Origin of the sequence: Litoreibacter ascidiaceicola, from assembly GCF_900129235.1 — a bacterium.
Taxonomy (GTDB): Bacteria; Pseudomonadota; Alphaproteobacteria; order Rhodobacterales; family Rhodobacteraceae; genus Litoreibacter; species Litoreibacter ascidiaceicola.
The window spans coordinates 12,303-29,830 of sequence record NZ_FQUV01000003.1 but is presented as its reverse complement, the minus strand read 5'-3'; the positions used below and the strand labels follow the sequence as shown (position 1 = coordinate 29,830).

12 protein-coding genes and 2 pseudogenes are annotated in these 17,528 nt (G+C 55.7%); 8 read left to right on the top strand and 6 right to left on the bottom strand.

Going from position 1 to position 17,528, the window contains the following annotated elements; all coding sequences use genetic code 11:
• Positions 1-126 precede the first annotated feature (126 nt).
• Both BUB72_RS19065 and BUB72_RS06190 read right to left on the bottom strand, forming a co-directional pair.
• Positions 127-3,762, bottom strand: coding sequence for a calcium-binding protein (locus BUB72_RS19065; RefSeq protein ID WP_245814748.1), 3,636 nt, complete (start codon positions 3,760-3,762; stop codon positions 127-129).
• Between the two features lie 334 nt (positions 3,763-4,096).
• Positions 4,097-4,243 (bottom strand): annotated as a pseudogene (locus tag BUB72_RS06190) (IS3 family transposase); the annotation flags it as partial.
• 101 nt (positions 4,244-4,344) lie between these two features.
• Between BUB72_RS06190 and BUB72_RS06185 the strand changes: the two are divergent.
• The 8 genes and pseudogenes from BUB72_RS06185 to BUB72_RS06155 all read left to right on the top strand — a co-directional run bounded on the left by BUB72_RS06185 (position 4,345) and on the right by BUB72_RS06155 (position 13,607).
• Positions 4,345-4,614: a hypothetical protein gene (locus tag BUB72_RS06185; protein ID WP_139250625.1), complete on the top strand. Its 270-nt coding sequence runs from the start codon at positions 4,345-4,347 to the stop codon at positions 4,612-4,614.
• Between the two features lie 355 nt (positions 4,615-4,969).
• The gene (locus BUB72_RS06180) at positions 4,970-6,565 is read left to right on the top strand and encodes an ABC transporter ATP-binding protein/permease (protein WP_245814746.1); all 1,596 of its coding nucleotides are present in this window, start codon (positions 4,970-4,972) and stop codon (positions 6,563-6,565) included.
• Positions 6,562-8,169, top strand: coding sequence for an amino acid ABC transporter ATP-binding/permease protein (locus tag BUB72_RS06175; protein ID WP_073141817.1), 1,608 nt, complete (start codon positions 6,562-6,564; stop codon positions 8,167-8,169). Before BUB72_RS06180 ends, BUB72_RS06175 begins: the two co-directional genes overlap by 4 nt.
• Positions 8,170-8,271: 102 nt before the next feature.
• The gene (locus BUB72_RS06170; RefSeq protein WP_073141815.1) at positions 8,272-9,885 is read left to right on the top strand and encodes a cytochrome ubiquinol oxidase subunit I; all 1,614 of its coding nucleotides are present in this window, start codon (positions 8,272-8,274) and stop codon (positions 9,883-9,885) included.
• A gap of 5 nt (positions 9,886-9,890) precedes the next feature.
• The gene (gene cydB / locus BUB72_RS06165) at positions 9,891-11,051 is read left to right on the top strand and encodes a cytochrome d ubiquinol oxidase subunit II (protein ID WP_073141813.1); all 1,161 of its coding nucleotides are present in this window, start codon (positions 9,891-9,893) and stop codon (positions 11,049-11,051) included.
• A gap of 25 nt (positions 11,052-11,076) precedes the next feature.
• Positions 11,077-11,202, top strand: a complete 126-nt coding sequence (cydX, locus tag BUB72_RS06160) for a cytochrome bd-I oxidase subunit CydX (RefSeq protein ID WP_073141811.1) — start codon at positions 11,077-11,079, stop codon at positions 11,200-11,202.
• A gap of 200 nt (positions 11,203-11,402) precedes the next feature.
• Positions 11,403-11,635: pseudogene (locus tag BUB72_RS19270) on the top strand (tyrosine-type recombinase/integrase); the annotation flags it as partial.
• A 796-nt stretch (positions 11,636-12,431) separates the two neighbouring features.
• Positions 12,432-13,607 (top strand): tyrosine-type recombinase/integrase, encoded by a 1,176-nt coding sequence (locus BUB72_RS06155; protein WP_073141809.1) that lies wholly within the window; start codon positions 12,432-12,434, stop codon positions 13,605-13,607.
• 37 nt (positions 13,608-13,644) lie between these two features.
• On the opposite strand, the gene BUB72_RS06150 is transcribed toward BUB72_RS06155, so the two are convergent.
• From BUB72_RS06150 to BUB72_RS06135, 4 genes are all read right to left on the bottom strand, one after another.
• Positions 13,645-13,962 (bottom strand): hypothetical protein, encoded by a 318-nt coding sequence (locus tag BUB72_RS06150; RefSeq protein ID WP_139250624.1) that lies wholly within the window; start codon positions 13,960-13,962, stop codon positions 13,645-13,647.
• A gap of 197 nt (positions 13,963-14,159) precedes the next feature.
• Complete coding sequence (locus tag BUB72_RS06145) at positions 14,160-14,564, bottom strand: pentapeptide repeat-containing protein (RefSeq protein ID WP_073141805.1); 405 nt, start codon at positions 14,562-14,564, stop codon at positions 14,160-14,162.
• Positions 14,561-16,327 carry a hypothetical protein gene (locus BUB72_RS06140; RefSeq protein WP_073141803.1) on the bottom strand — a complete coding sequence of 589 codons (1,767 nt, stop codon included), beginning with the start codon at positions 16,325-16,327 and terminating at the stop codon, positions 14,561-14,563. The genes BUB72_RS06145 and BUB72_RS06140 overlap by 4 nt, the downstream gene beginning before the upstream one ends.
• Positions 16,328-17,323, bottom strand: coding sequence for a DUF4123 domain-containing protein (locus tag BUB72_RS06135; RefSeq protein WP_073141802.1), 996 nt, complete (start codon positions 17,321-17,323; stop codon positions 16,328-16,330).
• Positions 17,324-17,528 lie beyond the last annotated feature (205 nt).

Sequence of the window (17,528 nt, the reverse complement as noted above, 5' to 3'; positions counted from 1 at the left end):
TCTATCGCAGTTGATCCAGTTTTTGACGCGTTAATGTGCCGTGGCATGTCTCGCACAATCGCACCTCAACGACCCCGTCCCTGACCGTGTAGCTTGCCCCCTTCGCGTGCACTACCCAACTGGCAATTAGGCCATCAGGTCAAATACCTCAGAGCTTCCGCTGATTTGCAGATTGATCTCGTCCAACGCCGCGCCATCGATAATCGCCCATATGATCTGGCCAGTGGGTTTGTAGATCACGAAGGCCTCCGCGGTCCCTGCCTCGCCGGCGTTTTCGGTCTCGGCGAAGTTGATCTGGAAGTCGGCGGCATTGGCTCCTGACTGCCCAAATATGAAGACGTCGCCATCAGTGTCGCTGTAGTCCTGGACCCAGTCCGAACCGTGGCCCTGCACACCTAGATGATAGAAGTCGTCCGCGCCTGCACCCCCATTGAGACGGTCGTGACCGAACCCGCCGTTGATGAAGTCGTCACCCGCGCCGCCAAAAATGACGTCGCCCCACGCGCCACCGCTCAGAACATCGTTACCGTTTTGGCCAATCAGCCTGTCCCCACCAAAACCACCTACAATCTTATCGTTGCCGTCTTGGCCGTAGATTTCATCGTTGCCATCACCGCCGTCGACCTCGTCGTCGCCCGTTCCAGCATAAATTTTGTCATTGCCGCTTAACGCGCCTAACCCACCGTGGATGCTATCGTTGCCATCCCCTCCGATGAGAACATCCGCACCCGTTCCACCGTCGATATCGTCATCACCTGCCCCGCCGTCGAGCCTGTCATTGCCTTTCCCACCTTCCAGGCGGTTGGCAGTCAAGTTACCGAATACGGAATCGTCAAAAGAAGACCCGATCACGTTCACGACAGTTGAGGTTAACGGTACATCCCCTGCAGCAGCGCCCCAAGTCGCGCCCCCGTCGAGACGCACACCGACATAGCCCGAAGCACCAGCATAGCTGACGGTATCCACCGCCGGCTGTGGTTCAGGATCGGGCTGTGGTTCGGGATCCGGCTGTGGTTCGGGATCCGGTTGTGGTTCAGGATCCGGTTGTGGTTCAGGATCAGGCTGTGGTTCAGGATCAGGCTGCGGATTCTGACCACCTTGATCGTTTGTTAAGGCCGCCCACAGATCGGAATTATCCCGCGCATCGGATTCATCACCAATGGTTCGCACGGTGTTCTGACCGGTCCCAGAACCTGCGGAGGTAACATTGAGCGTGACCGTGTCAGTTTCATAGTCAATGACGATCTCTGTGTCGCGATTTCCGGCGAGGCCTGTGATAGTTGCCGAAGCAAACTCACCGATTACCTCATCTACGCGGATAAGCTCGGTACTTAGGCTACCGTTCCCAATTCCGTTTAGGTCAAGGATCAAGGTTCCATCGCCCAAATTCACTCCGGTTTGGATATTGGGGTTGTCACCTTCAGCGCCTGAACGGAATTCTTCTATAGTACCTAGCTGCCCACCTTCGGCAGTGAAGCGCAGCTCTGATCCCACCTCAAGCGAAAGGACACCCGTGCGACCTTCATCGCCATCAAAGCCCACTCGGGCCTCGTCACCGACAATATTAAGCTCACTGCCTGATTGCAGGACAAAATTGGCACCATCGGTGGCCAAAATGGCCTGTCCATCAGTGATATCGACATCCACGTTACCGACAAACACGTCGGTATTCACAAAGCGACCGCCATCAATATCGATATCGAGCCGGTCTTGGTCGGAATAGCCGTCCATCCATATCTGGCCTGCGGCACTGACGTTCAAATGTGCACCAGCATCGCCTACGGCAGTGTGATCGGTGATGTCGAGGCGCCCATGAGATACATTCAGCGTGCCGCCTTCGCCAAAATCGAGATCCTCGATGATTGTGGTGCCACCATAGTTCACCCAGTTCCCGCCAAGATTGACGCTATCACCGGCAACAGCACCGGGCAGATCATCGGTCTCCCAATTCAACCGGTTGTCCCAGCGAATGCCATCTCCCAACGCGTCAGGGACGAAATCAATCGTCTCTGAGGTGATCCGACCTTCGACCGAAAGGCCAAAGCCGGACTGGAAGTAGGAAATGATAAGATCGGCATCTACCACATCATCGAGGTCTTGCGCTGATTGGGCTCGCAAATAGTCAGCCAGATCAGAGATCGTGGCGTTAGGATTGCCCAAAAGCTGTTGGGTGAAGTTTTGAATTGTAGTGGCGTTGAGGGTGCTAGTGTTTAGACCATCAGTGTTTACACCCGTTGTACCATATCCGGCCGATCCCAACCAATTGTGAATGATTGTATCATCGTAGAACGCTCCGTTCTCGATGTGCAGCGCAGTTTGACCGTTGTCTTTAGCCGCAGTCTCGTTTGGATTATTTGGGTCAGCAAGATGAGTGATTATGTTGTCTAGCAAAACCGATTCATTTCCGCGGGTATCTACGCCGAACGACAACGCGCCTTGAGAGGCTGAATTAGAAGCTTTGTGCCCTGCAGACGTGATAACATTGTCAGTGAACAACGAGAAGTTCCCCACGTTCCCGGCTCCAAAGCTGTCTCCGCCGTGGAAGTTTGCTGCGACGTTATTGTCGAGGAATAGGTTGTCCTCAATGAAGCCACCACTGCGCACTTGCGCGCCCGTAGCCGAGCCTTGCATTGTGATGTTATCGCGGAATGTTACGTCGGCATTGTTTGCGTCAATGTAGACGTTATGGCTAAACATGTTTGGTGGCTTGCCACCGGCGGCCGAGAGATCATCGCGATAGTCGTCCGCCCATCCGTTGTGATCAAAGAGGGAGTCTTCGATTAAGATACCATCCGTTCCAGCTACATAGAGCCCAGAGGCAAATTCTGATCCGGTCCAGAAAGCACCTCCTTCAGGAGGTGTCAGATGATACGCGTCAACGATGGAGCTATCGCGGAAGGTAAAGTTCAACGAGTCCTGAACTATGAGTCCAAAACCATCGTTGGTGATGTCCACATTGTTAAAGATAATGTTCTCGGCCTCAAGAATCGAGGCACCCTCTTGCAGTGATAGATTGCTAATCACTACATTTTCTGCGGATTGTGAAAATGCGAAGATTTCACTGTTGATGACTGGCTTGTCGCCATTGCCATACGACGTGATGTGCACTGGGTGCAACTCATCCTCGCCAGTGGTTCCGCGCAAGTCAAAGGTGTTCCCGAGGTCATATTCGTAACCGCTTTCGAACAACAACCAGTTGGACGATGGCGCCGAGCCTTGGCCTGCCACTGTTTCCCACAGCATCATTGCAGCGTCGGCATCGAGCGGTGCATCAGGGCTACCACCGTATTGCGGATGTGCAGCCAACCAAGCGCCGTTAATGGCTCCGGGGCTAACTCCTTCAATTGCCGCGATATCTTCAATGCTAAGCGCAATGTCGCTGCCTGAAACATGGATGTCGCGGTGATTGTCGCCGGTTTCAACGACCAGGTCGCCGTTGGCCGCAGTCTCCAGCATGTAAATGTCGCCGTCGTTCCAACCTGCAGCCTGCGTTGTTGTTGCGACTGTGACATTGTCATTGAACGTCTGGGAGGAACCGTCGTTGTAGGTAACTTCATAGCTGATGTTCAACGCGCCGGAGTACTCATGATCCATACTCATGACCAATGACAGAGTATTGTCTGGGTTCACCGTCAGGTTACCGTGATCGGGCTGCTCGACGATGCGAATGCTTGCGACACTGCCTTGGTTTTCGACGCTAAGCGTGGAAACGCGGCCACCAGAAACGCTATAGCTCCCTGAGGAAGCATCTATTGCACTCACCGAACCGCCGTTAGCTGTATTTACTGGCATTGAAAGTCCTCACAAGAATGTTGCATTCCGCGTTTAAGATGCGGTTGATCCGAGCCGACGACTCGCGACGCCGACGCTATGGCGCGAATGTGTTATTGATTGGAATGAACAGCGGCGAAGTCGTGGCGAATCGGCAAAGTCCTGCCGTTAGTTTCGTCGACGCAAGCGACAATGCGCGCAAATTTGACCGAGGGGGGATTACTCCTGAACTCACGGAGCAACTTTCGGAATGTCTGACGTTTACTTCGGTCGTAACAAAGCCATCCTACAACACAGAAAAAGGAGCAAACGAAAGACACTCGAACAGCTCTGCGATGCTGTCCTCACCACGCAGACCGTCCAGCACGATCCTGATCTTCTCTTCGGATGAGTAATGCTTGCGCGTGGCACGTTTGATATCTTTGACGATCTTCTCGCCAAGGCTTTTGCGTGTTCCAGTTGTCTGTCTCATCTTCCACTCCGCAGTGGTTACGATGAGCTAAGAACACTCTCTTATCAAATACCGCTATTTGGACCCCTAGGCGCTGACGTCAGACAGGTGGGTTGTTCTTTTTGGCGGAGTCGCAACCGGGTCCGGACGAATATGCGACCTTAGATCGGCTGGAGATTATCAGCGATATCTCGAGGCCCCAACTCATTGCAAGCTTCCAAATGCTGCGGGAGTTTGCCCGCGCCAACTTGTCCGCTCCGAACGCGCGATCCGCGTTAGAGAAAGACTTTGTGGCCCGTTTCAAGAGCGCGTTCGGCTATCCCGATTTTGACCCGTTGCGGGGCCCGTCGGTCGATGACGATAAAGACCAAACCGGCGGCGAAAATGTCTGACTACGCTTTTGCAATGCGACGCCAGTGACACTCACCCGGTGCTAACCACGCGTCAATTGGCCCCAAATTAAGTGCCGCCGCGCGGCGGCAAGTTCGGCCATTCCGGCTAAAGAAGAGGTGTTGATCTAGAGACGAAACTCGCCGAACGGAAGAGCTTCCAAAATTTTGCCAAACTGGGTAGCGTCCCGTGCGGTCAAACCCCATACGAAGTGCTCAGAGAAAAACAATCGGCGCGAGTTTCAAACACCCTTCGCAAAGCCAAAGCAATATCGGAAAGCGCGACAAGATGACGAGGCCGCAGCAGCAAGATACGAAGTCAAGTCGCAGACTTGCAAACGAACGGATCATAGTACCTGTGGCCCACCAGTTGCGCGTTGCTGGTGCGCTGTCTGTTGCTTCCGGCCTGATATGGCCCGCACAGGCGGGCGCGCTGGCATGGGCCATTTCGGGTTGGGTGATGGGCGAGATGAACCGAACCAACATCGCAGCCCTGTTTTTTGTTCTGGGCGGCCTCCTGAGTGCGCACTTGAAGCGGGCGGCTGGCGCCTACCTTTTTGATGCCGCCGATCAGACCATCGCGCGAGAACGTGCGGCTCTCATCTCACGCGAAGCACGCGCGCGCGCTGGTATCAGCTCAGCCGAGATTGCTGCGCTCGCAGTGCAGAAGCTTCCGCTCCTTCAGCCTTGGATCACGCGTTACCATGTGGCCATGATGCGTGTGTCGATCCTGCCGGTTGTCTTGCTTGCGGTGACGTTTTGGTTTTCGTGGGCCGCAGGGCTTGTCTTGCTGGTCACAGGGCCGCTGATCCCCGTATTTATGGCGCTGGTCGGCATGGCCGCCGAAGAGGCATCTCGGCGACAGATGGTCGAAGTTGGCACGATGAACGCCATGCTGATGGACCGGCTTTCGGCGATGCTCGACATCCGGCTTTTGGGGGCGATCGACCGTGCGTCAGCAGAATTTGAGGAGAGAGCCGAGGCCTTGCGCGTCAAGACCATGGCAGTGCTGCGGGTGGCTTTTCTGTCATCGACGGTGCTGGAGCTTTTCAGTGCCATCGGTGTCGCGATGATCGCGGTTTTCGTTGGCTTCACCCTCTTGGGGGAAATCACTTTCGGGAGTTGGGAAACCCCGCTTGGGCTTGGTGAGGGCCTGTTCCTGTTGCTGATCGCGCCCGAATTTTTTCAGTCCTTTCGAGATCTGGCAGCAGCGTGGCATGATCGCGCTGCGGGCTTGTCCGTGATGGCCGAGTTGGAAGAACTTGACGCGGTTGAGCGCGTGGCTTTTCTGGGTGCGGCGCGTGCGACTGCGCCTCTGAGCGGCCCGATTTCACTAGAGCTTTGCGGTGCCGCCGTTGCATATTCCGAGCGGATATTGCCACTGCCGAACTTCAAGTTGAATGCTGGTGAATCCGTCGCGCTTGTCGGCCCCAGTGGTGCAGGAAAAAGCACAACTCTGGAAGCCATCGCGGGCCTTGTTCCGCTCGCGCTGGGGCATATAACCGTATGCGGTGAGACGCTGGACGAGGACAAAGCGGACGCATGGCGGGCGCGCATTGCTTTGATCCCCCAAAAGCCACATTTTTCTGATCAAAGGCTACGCCACTGGCTCGACCCCGACGCGGACGAGGCCGACCTCTGGGGTGCTTTGACCCTTGCCGAGGCAGACAGGATCGTCGCGCGCTTGCCTGATGGGCTCGACACCCACCTCGGCGAGACAGGCGGCGGCGTATCGGGCGGCGAGGCGCGGCGCCTCATGGTCGCCCGCGCGGTCTTGAGTGGGCGCGAGCTTATCCTTGCTGACGAGCCAACAGCTGATCTTGATCCTGAAACAGCGGCCCTCGTCATTGCATCGCTGAAACGGCTGAAGGACGCGGGGCACAGTCTGATAGTGGCGACGCATGATCCAGCGGTCTTTGGCGCGATGGACGCCACTGTGAAGGTGAAACCATGAAGTCGCTCTTGCCCATCATCCGCCTGCTGTTGACGGCGGAGCCCAAATCCATGGTGCGTGGGGCTGCCCTTTCAGTGATCGTTCTGCTGATGGGCGCGGCACTTCTGGGGCTCTCTGGCTGGTTTATCACAGCAACAGGGATCGCGGGTCTGGCAGGTATCGGCATCGCTTTTGACGTGTTTCGCCCTTCGGCAGGTGTTCGGTTTCTGGCACTTGGTCGCACTGCCGCACGCTATGGCGAACGGTTGCTTACCCATGATGCAACACTGCGGGCGCTGGCGGCGCTGCGGGTGTCGCTGCTGCGACGTCAGGTTGGCCTTGATGCACGTGCTCTGGTACGCCTGCGCGGCGAGGCCGAACTCACCAGGATCATTTCTGATGTGGATGCACTCGACGGGGTTATTTTGCGGCTTTTCCTGCCCGGGCTGGCGGCACTGGTCACACATTTGATTGTCTTTCTAATGCTTGGATGGCTGGCGGGTTGGGCTGTCGCTAGTGCCGTTCTGGTGGGCTACGTGCCTTTTGCGGCCTTTGTGTTCTGGCGGCTGGCCCGCCAAAGTGTCGTGCCCTCGGGCCAATCGGAATCGCAGGCGCAAGCCCTGCGGCGCGGTATAATCGATATGATCAGAGATCGTCAGGCACTGATCCTGCGCGCACGTATTGCAAAACGTGAAGATGACATGCTGAGCCTCGATGGCTCTTCGCGCAAGATGATGCGGGCGTTGGACCTTTCGGACCGCAACGCCGCCGCTGCCCTTTCGATCTTGACCGCAGCGGTGACGGGACTTGCCCTGATGGTCGGAGCTGCCCTTGTGGCACGGGGCGCAATCAATCCTGCGACCGGCGCGATTGGCGTCTTCGTTGCGCTGGCGCTGGCCGAAGCCTTGCCACCGCTGGCGCGCGGTGTGGCAGACTACGGCAAGATGACAGGTGCGGCAGAACGGATCGGACATGCGCCAAAGACAATGCCTGAAACAACAGCCAAATCCCACGCTAAGCTTGATGCACCCGTTCTGACAATCGACACCCCAAACCTGACGCTTCGCCTAGATGTAGGCGAGGCGGCTGCGCTCACAGGTCCAAGTGGCGGTGGCAAGACCAGTTTGTTGATGCAGGTTACCGGAATGGCCGCGAGTGACGGCATTTTGATATTTGGCACAAGGCCCGATGAATTGTCTGAATCGGCCCTGCGCGAGATCGTGACCATGGTGCCACAACGCAGTGCGTTGATTGCAGGGTCTATCCGGGAAAACCTGTCATTATCTGGCGGGACGGGCGATGAGGAGATGTGGCAGGCGCTTGCGGCTGTCGCGCTTGACGGTGTCCTTCGCGCGCGAGGCGGGCTTGAAACGCAACTGGGCGAGGGCGGCACGGGTCTTTCAGGTGGTCAGGCGCGCCGACTGACGCTTGCGCGTGCCCTGCTTAGAAAGCCGAAGCTATTGCTTTTGGATGAGCCGACAGAAGGTCTCGACGATGCCACAGCAACGCTGGTTCTGTCCGGCATCCGCAAAGCCTCGCCTGATGCAGCGATCCTTGCGACACTGCACCGCAGCGTGGATCATCCTGTATTTGATATATCTAAAAAACTGAATATATCTCGGTAACACCGCAGGCTTATATCTTACTGACCGCCATGGCGCGGCCGTCACCTACACTGCCTGACAATGCCAGATGGTTTTGCCAGCAGAAACCAAGGAGCACTAGAAATGGAGCTTGATATCGTCGATCTGTCACGTCTGCAATTTGCGATGACAGCTATGTATCATTTCCTTTTTGTGCCGCTAACACTAGGTTTGGCAGTGCTGGTGGCGATCATGGAAACAGTCTACGTCATGACAGACCGTCCGATCTGGCGGCAGATGACGAAGTTTTGGGGCATGCTCTTCGGCATCAACTTCGCGATTGGCGTGGCCACGGGAATTACGATGGAATTCCAGTTCGGCATGAACTGGTCATACTTCAGCCACTACGTTGGTGACATTTTCGGCGCACCGCTGGCGCTTGAGGGGCTGATGGCGTTCTTCCTTGAGGCGACATTCGTCGGCCTGTTCTTCTTTGGCTGGGACAAGCTGAGCAAGGTGGGCCACCTCACCGTGACATGGCTTGTTGCCATCGGCTCGAACTTCTCGGCGCTTTGGATCCTGATCGCCAATGGCTGGATGCAAAACCCTGTCGGAGCAGAGTTCAACCCCGATACAATGCGCATGGAAATGACCAGTTTTTTTGACGTTATGTTCAACGAGGTCGCACAGGCCAAGTTCGTTCACACCGTCTCGGCGGGTTACGTCACCGCATCGGTTTTCGTGCTCGGCGTATCGGCATGGTATCTGCTCAAGGGGCGGCACATCGAGCTGGCACGCCGCTCGATAACTGTCGCCGCGTCTTTCGGGCTGGCCTCTGCGCTTTCCGTTGTCATCCTCGGTGATGAGTCCGGATATTCGGCCACCCACAGCCAACGTATGAAGCTCGCCGCAATCGAAGGCATGTGGGAATCCGAGCCTGCCCCTGCCTCCTTCACTCTGGTCGGCCTGCCCGATCAGGACGCGCGCGAGACAAAATATGCGGTGCATATTCCCTATGTCATGGGCCTTATCGGGACACGCTCGCTCACAACTGACATCGCCGGTATCGACGAGTTGGTCGCCGAAGCCGAGACACGCATCCGCTCCGGCATCATCGCCTATGATGCGCTGATGACAATCCGTGAGCAGCGCGACGCCACAAGCGCAGAGGTGCGCGGCACATTCGAAGCGCATAGCGGCGATCTGGGCTACGCCTTCTTGCTGAAACGCTACGTGGAAGACCCGCGCGACGCGAGTGAGGCGCAGATTCTGCAGGCCTCAAACGACACGGTGCCGACAGTCTGGCCGCTGTTCTGGGCCTTCCGCATCATGGTCGCTCTGGGCTTCAGCTTCATCGCCGTGATGGCCTATTTCTTCTGGCGCTCGAGCTTTCGCGGGCAAGACTACCCACGCTGGGCGCTCTGGGGTGCTGTCCTGATCATTCCGACACCCTGGATCGCGGCAGAGCTTGGCTGGTTCGTGGCCGAGTTCGGCCGCCAGCCGTGGACGGTGGACGGCGTGTTGCCCACGGCACTTTCCGTCAGCCACCTGTCGGTCGCCGATCTGCTGCTGACGCTGGCCGGCTTCATGATCTTCTACACCGTGCTGTTCGTAGTCGAGATGGGCCTGATGCTGAAATACATTCGCAAGGGTCCGTTCGAAGATGTCGAAGAAACCGAAGTCTGGACTGCACGCCACGAACACCGCCTGCGCACCCATGACGGCAACGTTCCCTTTGCCGAAACACCAGCGGAGTAAATGCCATGATCCTGCATGAATTCATCAGCTACGATATCCTGCGCGTGATCTGGTGGGCGCTTCTGGGCGTGCTGCTTATCGGTTTTGCACTTACTGACGGCTTCGATATGGGTGTTGGAGCATTGCTGCCCTTTGTTGCCAGAACTGACATCGAGCGCCGCGTGGCGATCAATACCGTCGGGCCTGTCTGGGAGGGCAACCAGGTTTGGTTCATCCTCGGCGGTGGTGCGATCTTCGCAGCCTGGCCTCCGCTTTACGCGGTCAGCTTCTCCGGCTTCTACCTCGCGATGTTCGTTATTCTCGCAGCCCTTATCGTTCGGCCAGTTGCGTTCAAATACCGCTCCAAACGCGAGAGCGCACGCTGGCGAGCCACTTGGGACTGGGCCTTGTTCGCTGGCGGCGCCGTGCCCGCTCTTCTCTTTGGTGTGGCGGTGGGCAATGTGCTGCAAGGCGTGCCGTTTGAGCTGACACCTGATCTGTTCGCACGCTACGAAGGTGCCTTCTACGCCAAGTTCGCCGGGCTGCTAAATCCCTTCGCGGTACTCACTGGCGTGGTCTCGCTTGCGATGCTCGTAACCCACGGAGCGGCTTGGCTCTCCTTCAAGGCTGAAGGTATCGTGGCGACACGTGCACGCTCGATCGGATCAGTGGCAGGTCTTTTAACGATCACGGGCTATGTGTTGGCGGGTGTCTGGCTTGCTTTTGGCATTGAGGGCTACGCCTTTACTTCAGACGTTGTCGCAAACGGCCCTTCCAACCCGCTTTACTCCGAGGTGGTGCGCACTGACAGCTGGCTTGCTGCCTACTTCGCGCGCCCCTGGATCGCGCTTGCGCCTGTGCTCGGCCTTTTTGGGATGGTCATGGCAGTGTTGGGCTTGCGTGCAGGCCGTGAAGGCTCAACGCTACTCTGGTCCAAACTCGGAATTTTCGGTACGATCTCTTCTGTCGGGCTGACGATGTTTCCCTTCATCCTGCCCTCATCTCTTGATCCGAGGTCGTCCCTGACCGTGTGGGACAGCTCTTCCTCACATCTTACTTTGTTCGTGATGCTGATCGCGACAATCATTTTCATGCCGCTTATTCTGGCTTACACCGCCTGGGTCTATAAAGTGCTTTGGGGTAAAGTCACCGAAGCTGACGTGACGGAATCCAGTTCCGCCTACTAATTCGCTAAACCGGAAGGAAAACAGAATGTGGTATTTTGCCTGGCTACTTGGCCTGCCTCTGGCCGCGATGTTTGCTGTCGTGAACGCAATGTGGCTTGAAATGCGCCGTGATCGCATGCTGTCGGAACAGACGTATCTGGAAAAGGACTAATACTCCTCTCAGCCAATGAAGCACTTTAGCGCCGGTCGTCAGCACTGTGCTGATGCTTGGGTATGGAGCGAGGACTGGAGGGCATATTATGCCAAGAGTCCAACTTCCCGCAGTATCCCCAAAGCGCAAAGCCTGGAACAAAGGGCGAATTATCGGGCAGAAGCGACCGCTGCTTTCCAAAAGGTGCGGGCGATCCGTGCACGACTCGAACTTGCGGGCGAATTGTTCGTGATTGGGTGTCCACGATCGGATTAGAGCCGAGTGGCTACGGCACTCATTCGCTCCGCCGGACCAAAGCTGCGGAGATGGACCGCAAAACGGGCAGCTTCGTGCCGTGCAACTTTTGCTTGGCCACATCAAGGTCGATAGCACAGTGCGTTACCAAGGGGTTGAGTTGGAAGACGCTTTAAGTATTGCCAAACGCATCGACCTCAAAGCGATGTCGGCGAACGATGCTTGCCGTTGCCGATTTAGAGGAGACGGGCGAACAAGCAGCGGCGAAAGCGCACTGCGAGCCCAACCTGTGAACTGGAATTTTGTGCTGCATATGCTCGCTGAATAGGCAATGCCGCGTGTGCGAGAAACCTGGTGTGGTCGCGCGGAGGAAAAACCGGTCATTCATGCCGACGGCAGCGAGGATCCAATGTCGAATTCACAGTTAGCAGGACGAAAAGCCGACCTTGCGGCCCGCGCGGCCAACGGCCGTTTTTCAAATGTTGCGCGGGCGGTGATATAAACCGAGGGCGCAGAGTGGCGGTTCTCTGCACACCCGAGATACTCAAAACAGCGGCAAAAAGCAGACGCAGATCTTAGCTGTGAGTAGCATTATTTCTGCAAGGAGCAGCGCTACCCACATGTCAGTGGAAAAGCCGGAAATAGGCGCAGGACATGCTTAGCCGACAGATGAGACATCAGCTGAAATGGTTGCAAAGTACCTGGCCAGCTTTCAAACTGGTCAGTACTTTAGGCAGCTCTTTTGTACGCGCATAACGTCGAGCTGGACACCCATACACAGCTTCAACATCACAAGAAGCCAGTCTGGGAAGTTGGGTGATAAGGGATAGCAGAGACGAAGTCCGTATGCCCCCTGTTTTTGGGGGTTCACCCACATTCACTATAATTCAATAAAAAACAATATTTTCAGCATGTTAAATTCACACCATTCCATTGACGTTCACGCAAGTTCACCATAAATCTAACTCAAGTGTGGGAACATATGTGGGAACGATATGAAGTTGAACGCTCGGAAGGTTGAAACCGCACTAGCTGGACGTCACGGCGATGGGCGCGGGCTGTTTCTTTATGTGAAGCCGACTGGCGCACGTTCATGGGTTCTCAGGTATCAAGTGCAGGGGCGACGCCATGATCTTGGGTTAGGGGCTTATCCGGATGTAACATTGGCAATGGCGCGCCAAAGGGCAACAGACGCAAGGCGATTGATCTTGGACGGGGATGACCCAATAGCCAAACGCCGCCAAGCCCAGCCCAAGACCTTCAAAGACGCCGCCTTAGAACTGATCGAAAGCAAACGCCCCGGCTGGAAGAATGCAAAACACGCTGCACAATGGACCTCGACCCTAGAGGCTTACGTTTTCCCCAGCATTGGCAACATGCAGGTCACAAAGATTGCCACCGCAGATGTGGTCGGGGCGCTGAAACCTATCTGGTCGCTAAAGCCCGAAACCGCCAACCGGGTGCGCCAAAGGATCGAAGCGGTTTTGGACTATGCATCCGCGCTGGGCATTCGCGAAGGGGACAACCCGGCACGCTGGCGCGGGCATTTGGACAATCTCTTGCCGAAACCGACGAAGGTGCGGACAGTGCAACACCACCCTGCCCTACCTCATGCAGATATCGCAGAGTTCATGGCCGCGCTATCAATCCGCAAGGGCGTTTCGGCGCGGGCATTGACGTTCACCATCCTTACATCGGCACGATCAGGCGAGACCCGTGGCATGACGTGGGCGGAAATTGACTTGGACAACCGCGTTTGGACCATCCCCGCCCAGCGCATGAAAGCGGGCAAAGAACACCGCGTTCCCCTTACGCCTGCCGCGATTGCCCAGCTTGGGCCAAGGGGGCAGGACGCCGACTTGGTCTTTGGCAGCGAAACGAAGGCGGGCAAGCCAATATCTGATATGAGCATGACCGCACTCTTGCGACGGATGAAGTATGACAACATCACCGTTCACGGGTTCAGGTCCACATTCCGCGATTGGGCGGGCGAAACCACCAGCTTTCCCCGCGAAGTGATCGAGGCGGCGCTGGCCCACGGGATCAAAGACAAGGCCGAAGCGGCCTATGCGCGATCTGACCTTTTCGACAAACGTCGCGAGCTGATGCAAGCTTGGGCGAACAAGGCAGAAGTCAAACCGCAGGCCTGCAATGTGATTTCTTTGAAGTAGGGTCCAAGAGACGCAAGCCACCCCAACCTTCATAAGTTCAATCTTCCAACGCACCGAATCTTTCACCATTCAATAACATAGCTGCTTTGCCGGATTTTTTCATCTCGATTAACAGCGAAGCGAGAAATGCAAACTCTACGTCCTGCTTGTCCTTGTTTACACGGAACATAGACCGAGACCGCACATCTACCTCTATGCCTTCATCTCGAAGAATTTCTGTATCGAACGGACCTGCAGGAAAAGTCTTCGACCAATCTTCACGATCAGAATAACCAGACAGAAGTAGGTGTTTCGCCAAAACTTCTACGTGCTCGGGCTCTTCAAGGTCTGTGTATAGGGTAACATCTAGCGACATTCTAAAGTCCTCCGATACTTCCATCTGGTAAAATGACTATGGCGTCCTTCTAGCCGTTTATTGGGCCTCGCGAGCCAATAGCGAAGAGATCAAAGCCACGTTACCTGGAAATGCCTTTCTGCAGGCCATCTAGCACGTGGTTTTCATCTCATAAGCTGAAGCGCTTTCAACAGTTTACAACTTTTGGGAAGGCTCGCTTAAGTACGGCATAGTTCCAGACGGATTGGATCAATATTCAACATGGATACGTCAACACCGCGCAGATCGACATCAACAACACTCGCCTTGTGGAAAATTGCTTCTGCAAATGAAATACCACGAAGATCCGATCCATCGAGAACGGCTCTAGAAAAATTTGCTCCGTCCATTCGAGCACCGCGAAAATCGCAATCAACAACATGTGATTTTATGAATAAAGAGTTCGAAAGATCGCATTCAGAAAAATCTACTTCAGCCAGAGCACATTCGCTAAAGTCGATGCCAACTAATTTCATTCCGTGAAGGGATAGCCCCTTAGCAACGAATTGCTTTCCGGCTCGACCAGCAGTGTTCAACCACTCAGCATGAGAACTGATCATTGTTTCTATATTATTTGTATTCATGGCCAAAACTTCACATTTTCATCCAACCCGTTTCGGGTCACTATTTCGCGTACACTACTTAGGTCCGTCGAAGAAAGTCCTCTGGTATCAATCATAACATTTTCTCCTAAGCGACGCGACATGTTGAGCTGGCTTTCCACTCTCTCGGCATTGAAGCCATTGGGAAATTCTGATCGGTACGCTTTTACATCCCATTCTACGCCACTTGCATCAATAAATTCAGCTCCACCTGTTGGGTCTCTTCTTATGGGGCCAGGCACTTCTCCGTTGTCTTCGAGACCCAGTCCGACATCTCGCTCTGCTTTTGTCGCAGGTGTTGTCTTCCCACCGTGAGCAGGATCGCGCGCGAGATCGTCAAACTCATCTTGCGTTCTGGCGAAGCGCCCCTTCTTGCGCGTTATCCTTATATTCCCGCCATTCGAACCTAGCGTGTTCGGATCAACCTCAATCTTGTACTGGTTCAACCGCCGCCGAATACGTGCCACACCGTCGGCCCCAGCGCGGGTGGCGGCTTCGATCTCGTCGTGCAGGCCTTTGCCAATTTTGGCGAGAGCTGTGATGGCCTTGCCGAATGCCTCAACGATGTCGGCTAAAACACCGAGGCTCTTGGCCTTCACCGCCAAACCACGCAGTTTGACGACAAACGTCGCTAGACGCCCGGCAACCAAGACACTCCCACCGCCAACGGTCAGAGCCGCGATCACGGCTAGAATGATCTCGATCAGTACTTCGGGCAGAATAAAGCCGGTGACGACGCCAACCATCTCGGACCAGAAGTTCGGGACCATGTTCATCGCCACCGACATTATGATGTGGAAGACATATTCAAACGCGTTGGTCTCGCTGGCAATCAGCACCATGGCCTCGATCCAGTCTTGGCCATTGTCGATAAGTTGCGCAAAGAGCTTGCCCAGATCGCCGGGCAAGTCACGCAACGTGTCGAGCGCGGCCTCCATCAAGTCTACCGTACCCGAAGCCAAATTGCGCATCGCCGCCATGATGGTGTCGATGTAGTCGGACAGGTCGCCGATACCGCCGATCCACTCCGTGACACTTTCGGCAACCGTCTCGGCCATCGAGGTGCCATAGACGATGGCCGCGCCACCGGGTCCGCCCCATTTCAGCAAGAATTGCTCAAACTCGGATTGACTTGCGACATAGTTATCGTGCCAGTTTTGCGCGCTTTGATAGGCCGAGATCGCTTTCTCGCTAACGCCGCCCCAGAAACTCGCTTCGCCTTGGTACCACGACGACAGACCTTTGCCGATGCCGCGCAATCGGGCCTCTGGGATGGACAGAAGGCCTTTGGCCTCCCATTCGGCCACGTAAGGTTGCAGCTTTGTAAGGGCATCGTCCCGAAATGCCGTGAGTGCCGCGCCGAGGTCGTCCATGCCGCTGTCGGCCTCGCCCGCTCCTTGCGCCACGAGCGACACGTCCGTGATCCCATGAGCCACTTCAATGAGCGGCGTGGTTCCCATCGTCACAAGCGGCGCAGTTGGCGCATCGCCGTCCTTTTGGCCATGGGCAGCTAGCGGTTCGGTTCGGATCGCCCCGTCAACCACCACGCCGGTCGAATCCTCGACCTTCACACAGGCGTCGGTTAGCGGTGTATTCCAAGCGTCCACATAGCAGGCCTCGACCATGATTTGCCCCGAACAAGGCAAACAGATACGGTCCATCTCGCCTTGCGACGCGGGCGCACCCGCTTGGGCTTGTGCCGCGACCGTGCCGGGGCAGGGCGTCTTTGGGTTGCCATCGGCCATCTAGATCACCCCTGCGCTATGCAGCGCATCCATACGGCTTTGCATTTGAACCAACTTGGCGTCTTCGCCCAATTCCGAGCGACAGATGTTATAGAGATTGCCGTTAGGATCGCGCCGCTCAAACAGGTCGCCATAAAATAGCTGCCAACTGGCAAGCACATGGATGTTGCGCACTTGACGAATGCCATAAGCGCCCATCCGCAAGGAAACGCGCCCAACGATGTCGATTAATTGGTCTTGTGCCATGTCTTCGGTTTGATCTGGAAAGCACCGGCGCAAAGCGGTTGCGATATCGGCACGTCGCCGACGTTCTTCGCCTTGGATCAGTGCACGCTCCTGCGCAGGCGTCAACTTGTAGCCCATCTCCGGACTGGCTTCGGGCGCATAGTGAACCGTCGAGACGTCTTGCGTCCCACAACAGATCACAGCATCAACAATCTTGCCGTTTGAGTTGTGAAAAAAAGACGGGCTGCCGAGGGCGTCGCGGCCACCCACACTGAGGTAGGCTTGCGCTACATGCGGCTCCCAGAAACGGAAATAGACGGAATCGCCTAAGCTGTTTTGAACTTTGGTAAACTTCCGAAAATGCCGCCACAACGTAACAAGGCTCTGGGAGGATCGAAGAAAGATACCAGCCTCTTTATCCCACAAGTGCCAAGGTGCGTCTCCTTGAGTGAATAGGTTTCGGGTTAGTCGGTTCTCGGCCTCAAGCCGCACAATCCATGGGGCCACGTCGCCAAGCTCGTCGAGCATGTTGCCCTTGTAGAAACATCGATGCTCTAGCCCGGACGAGGCAAGAAGCTCAGGAAGTCCGATTACTTTTGCCGCATCGAGGATGGCGTAGGTTTGTGGTGAGGTCTCATCATTTGAAACGAAAAGCGCGCCAAAAAGCGGAACCTTTAGAGCCTCTGGCACAGATGCCGTTTCACCCTGCCCGACCTTATTGCTCAATGGGACAACGTCGAACTGCTCGACGCAGTCTAGCTCAGAAGACATGCCAAGCGTATGGTCGTGTACGCCAAACCCAGCCGTCCAAATGTCAGAATCTTCAAGAGTCACAAAAAATTCGCCGGCAAAAACTAATAAATCTGGAATAACGGTAACCGTTTGGCAAATTTCTTCAATAGCGGATTAGCTTACCCTTATGCACGGTCCGATCTGTTCGTTAAACGGCGGAAGCTGATGCAGGCATGGACTGTGA

What these genes read in the sequence shown, in the direction of transcription:
- BUB72_RS06175 (WP_073141817.1), top strand. Translation starts at nt 6,562, where the DNA reads ATGAAGTCGCTCTTGCCCATCATCCGCCTGCTGTTGACGGCGGAGCCC.
- BUB72_RS06170 (WP_073141815.1), top strand. Translation starts at nt 8,272, where the DNA reads ATGGAGCTTGATATCGTCGATCTGTCACGTCTGCAATTTGCGATGACA.
- cydB (WP_073141813.1), top strand. Translation starts at nt 9,891, where the DNA reads ATGATCCTGCATGAATTCATCAGCTACGATATCCTGCGCGTGATCTGG.
- cydX (WP_073141811.1), top strand. Translation starts at nt 11,077, where the DNA reads ATGTGGTATTTTGCCTGGCTACTTGGCCTGCCTCTGGCCGCGATGTTT.
- BUB72_RS06155 (WP_073141809.1), top strand. Translation starts at nt 12,432, where the DNA reads ATGAAGTTGAACGCTCGGAAGGTTGAAACCGCACTAGCTGGACGTCAC.
- BUB72_RS06150 (WP_139250624.1), bottom strand. Translation starts at nt 13,962, where the DNA reads ATGTCGCTAGATGTTACCCTATACACAGACCTTGAAGAGCCCGAGCAC.
- BUB72_RS06145 (WP_073141805.1), bottom strand. Translation starts at nt 14,564, where the DNA reads ATGAATACAAATAATATAGAAACAATGATCAGTTCTCATGCTGAGTGG.
- BUB72_RS06140 (WP_073141803.1), bottom strand. Translation starts at nt 16,327, where the DNA reads ATGGCCGATGGCAACCCAAAGACGCCCTGCCCCGGCACGGTCGCGGCA.
- BUB72_RS06135 (WP_073141802.1), bottom strand. Translation starts at nt 17,323, where the DNA reads ATGTCTTCTGAGCTAGACTGCGTCGAGCAGTTCGACGTTGTCCCATTG.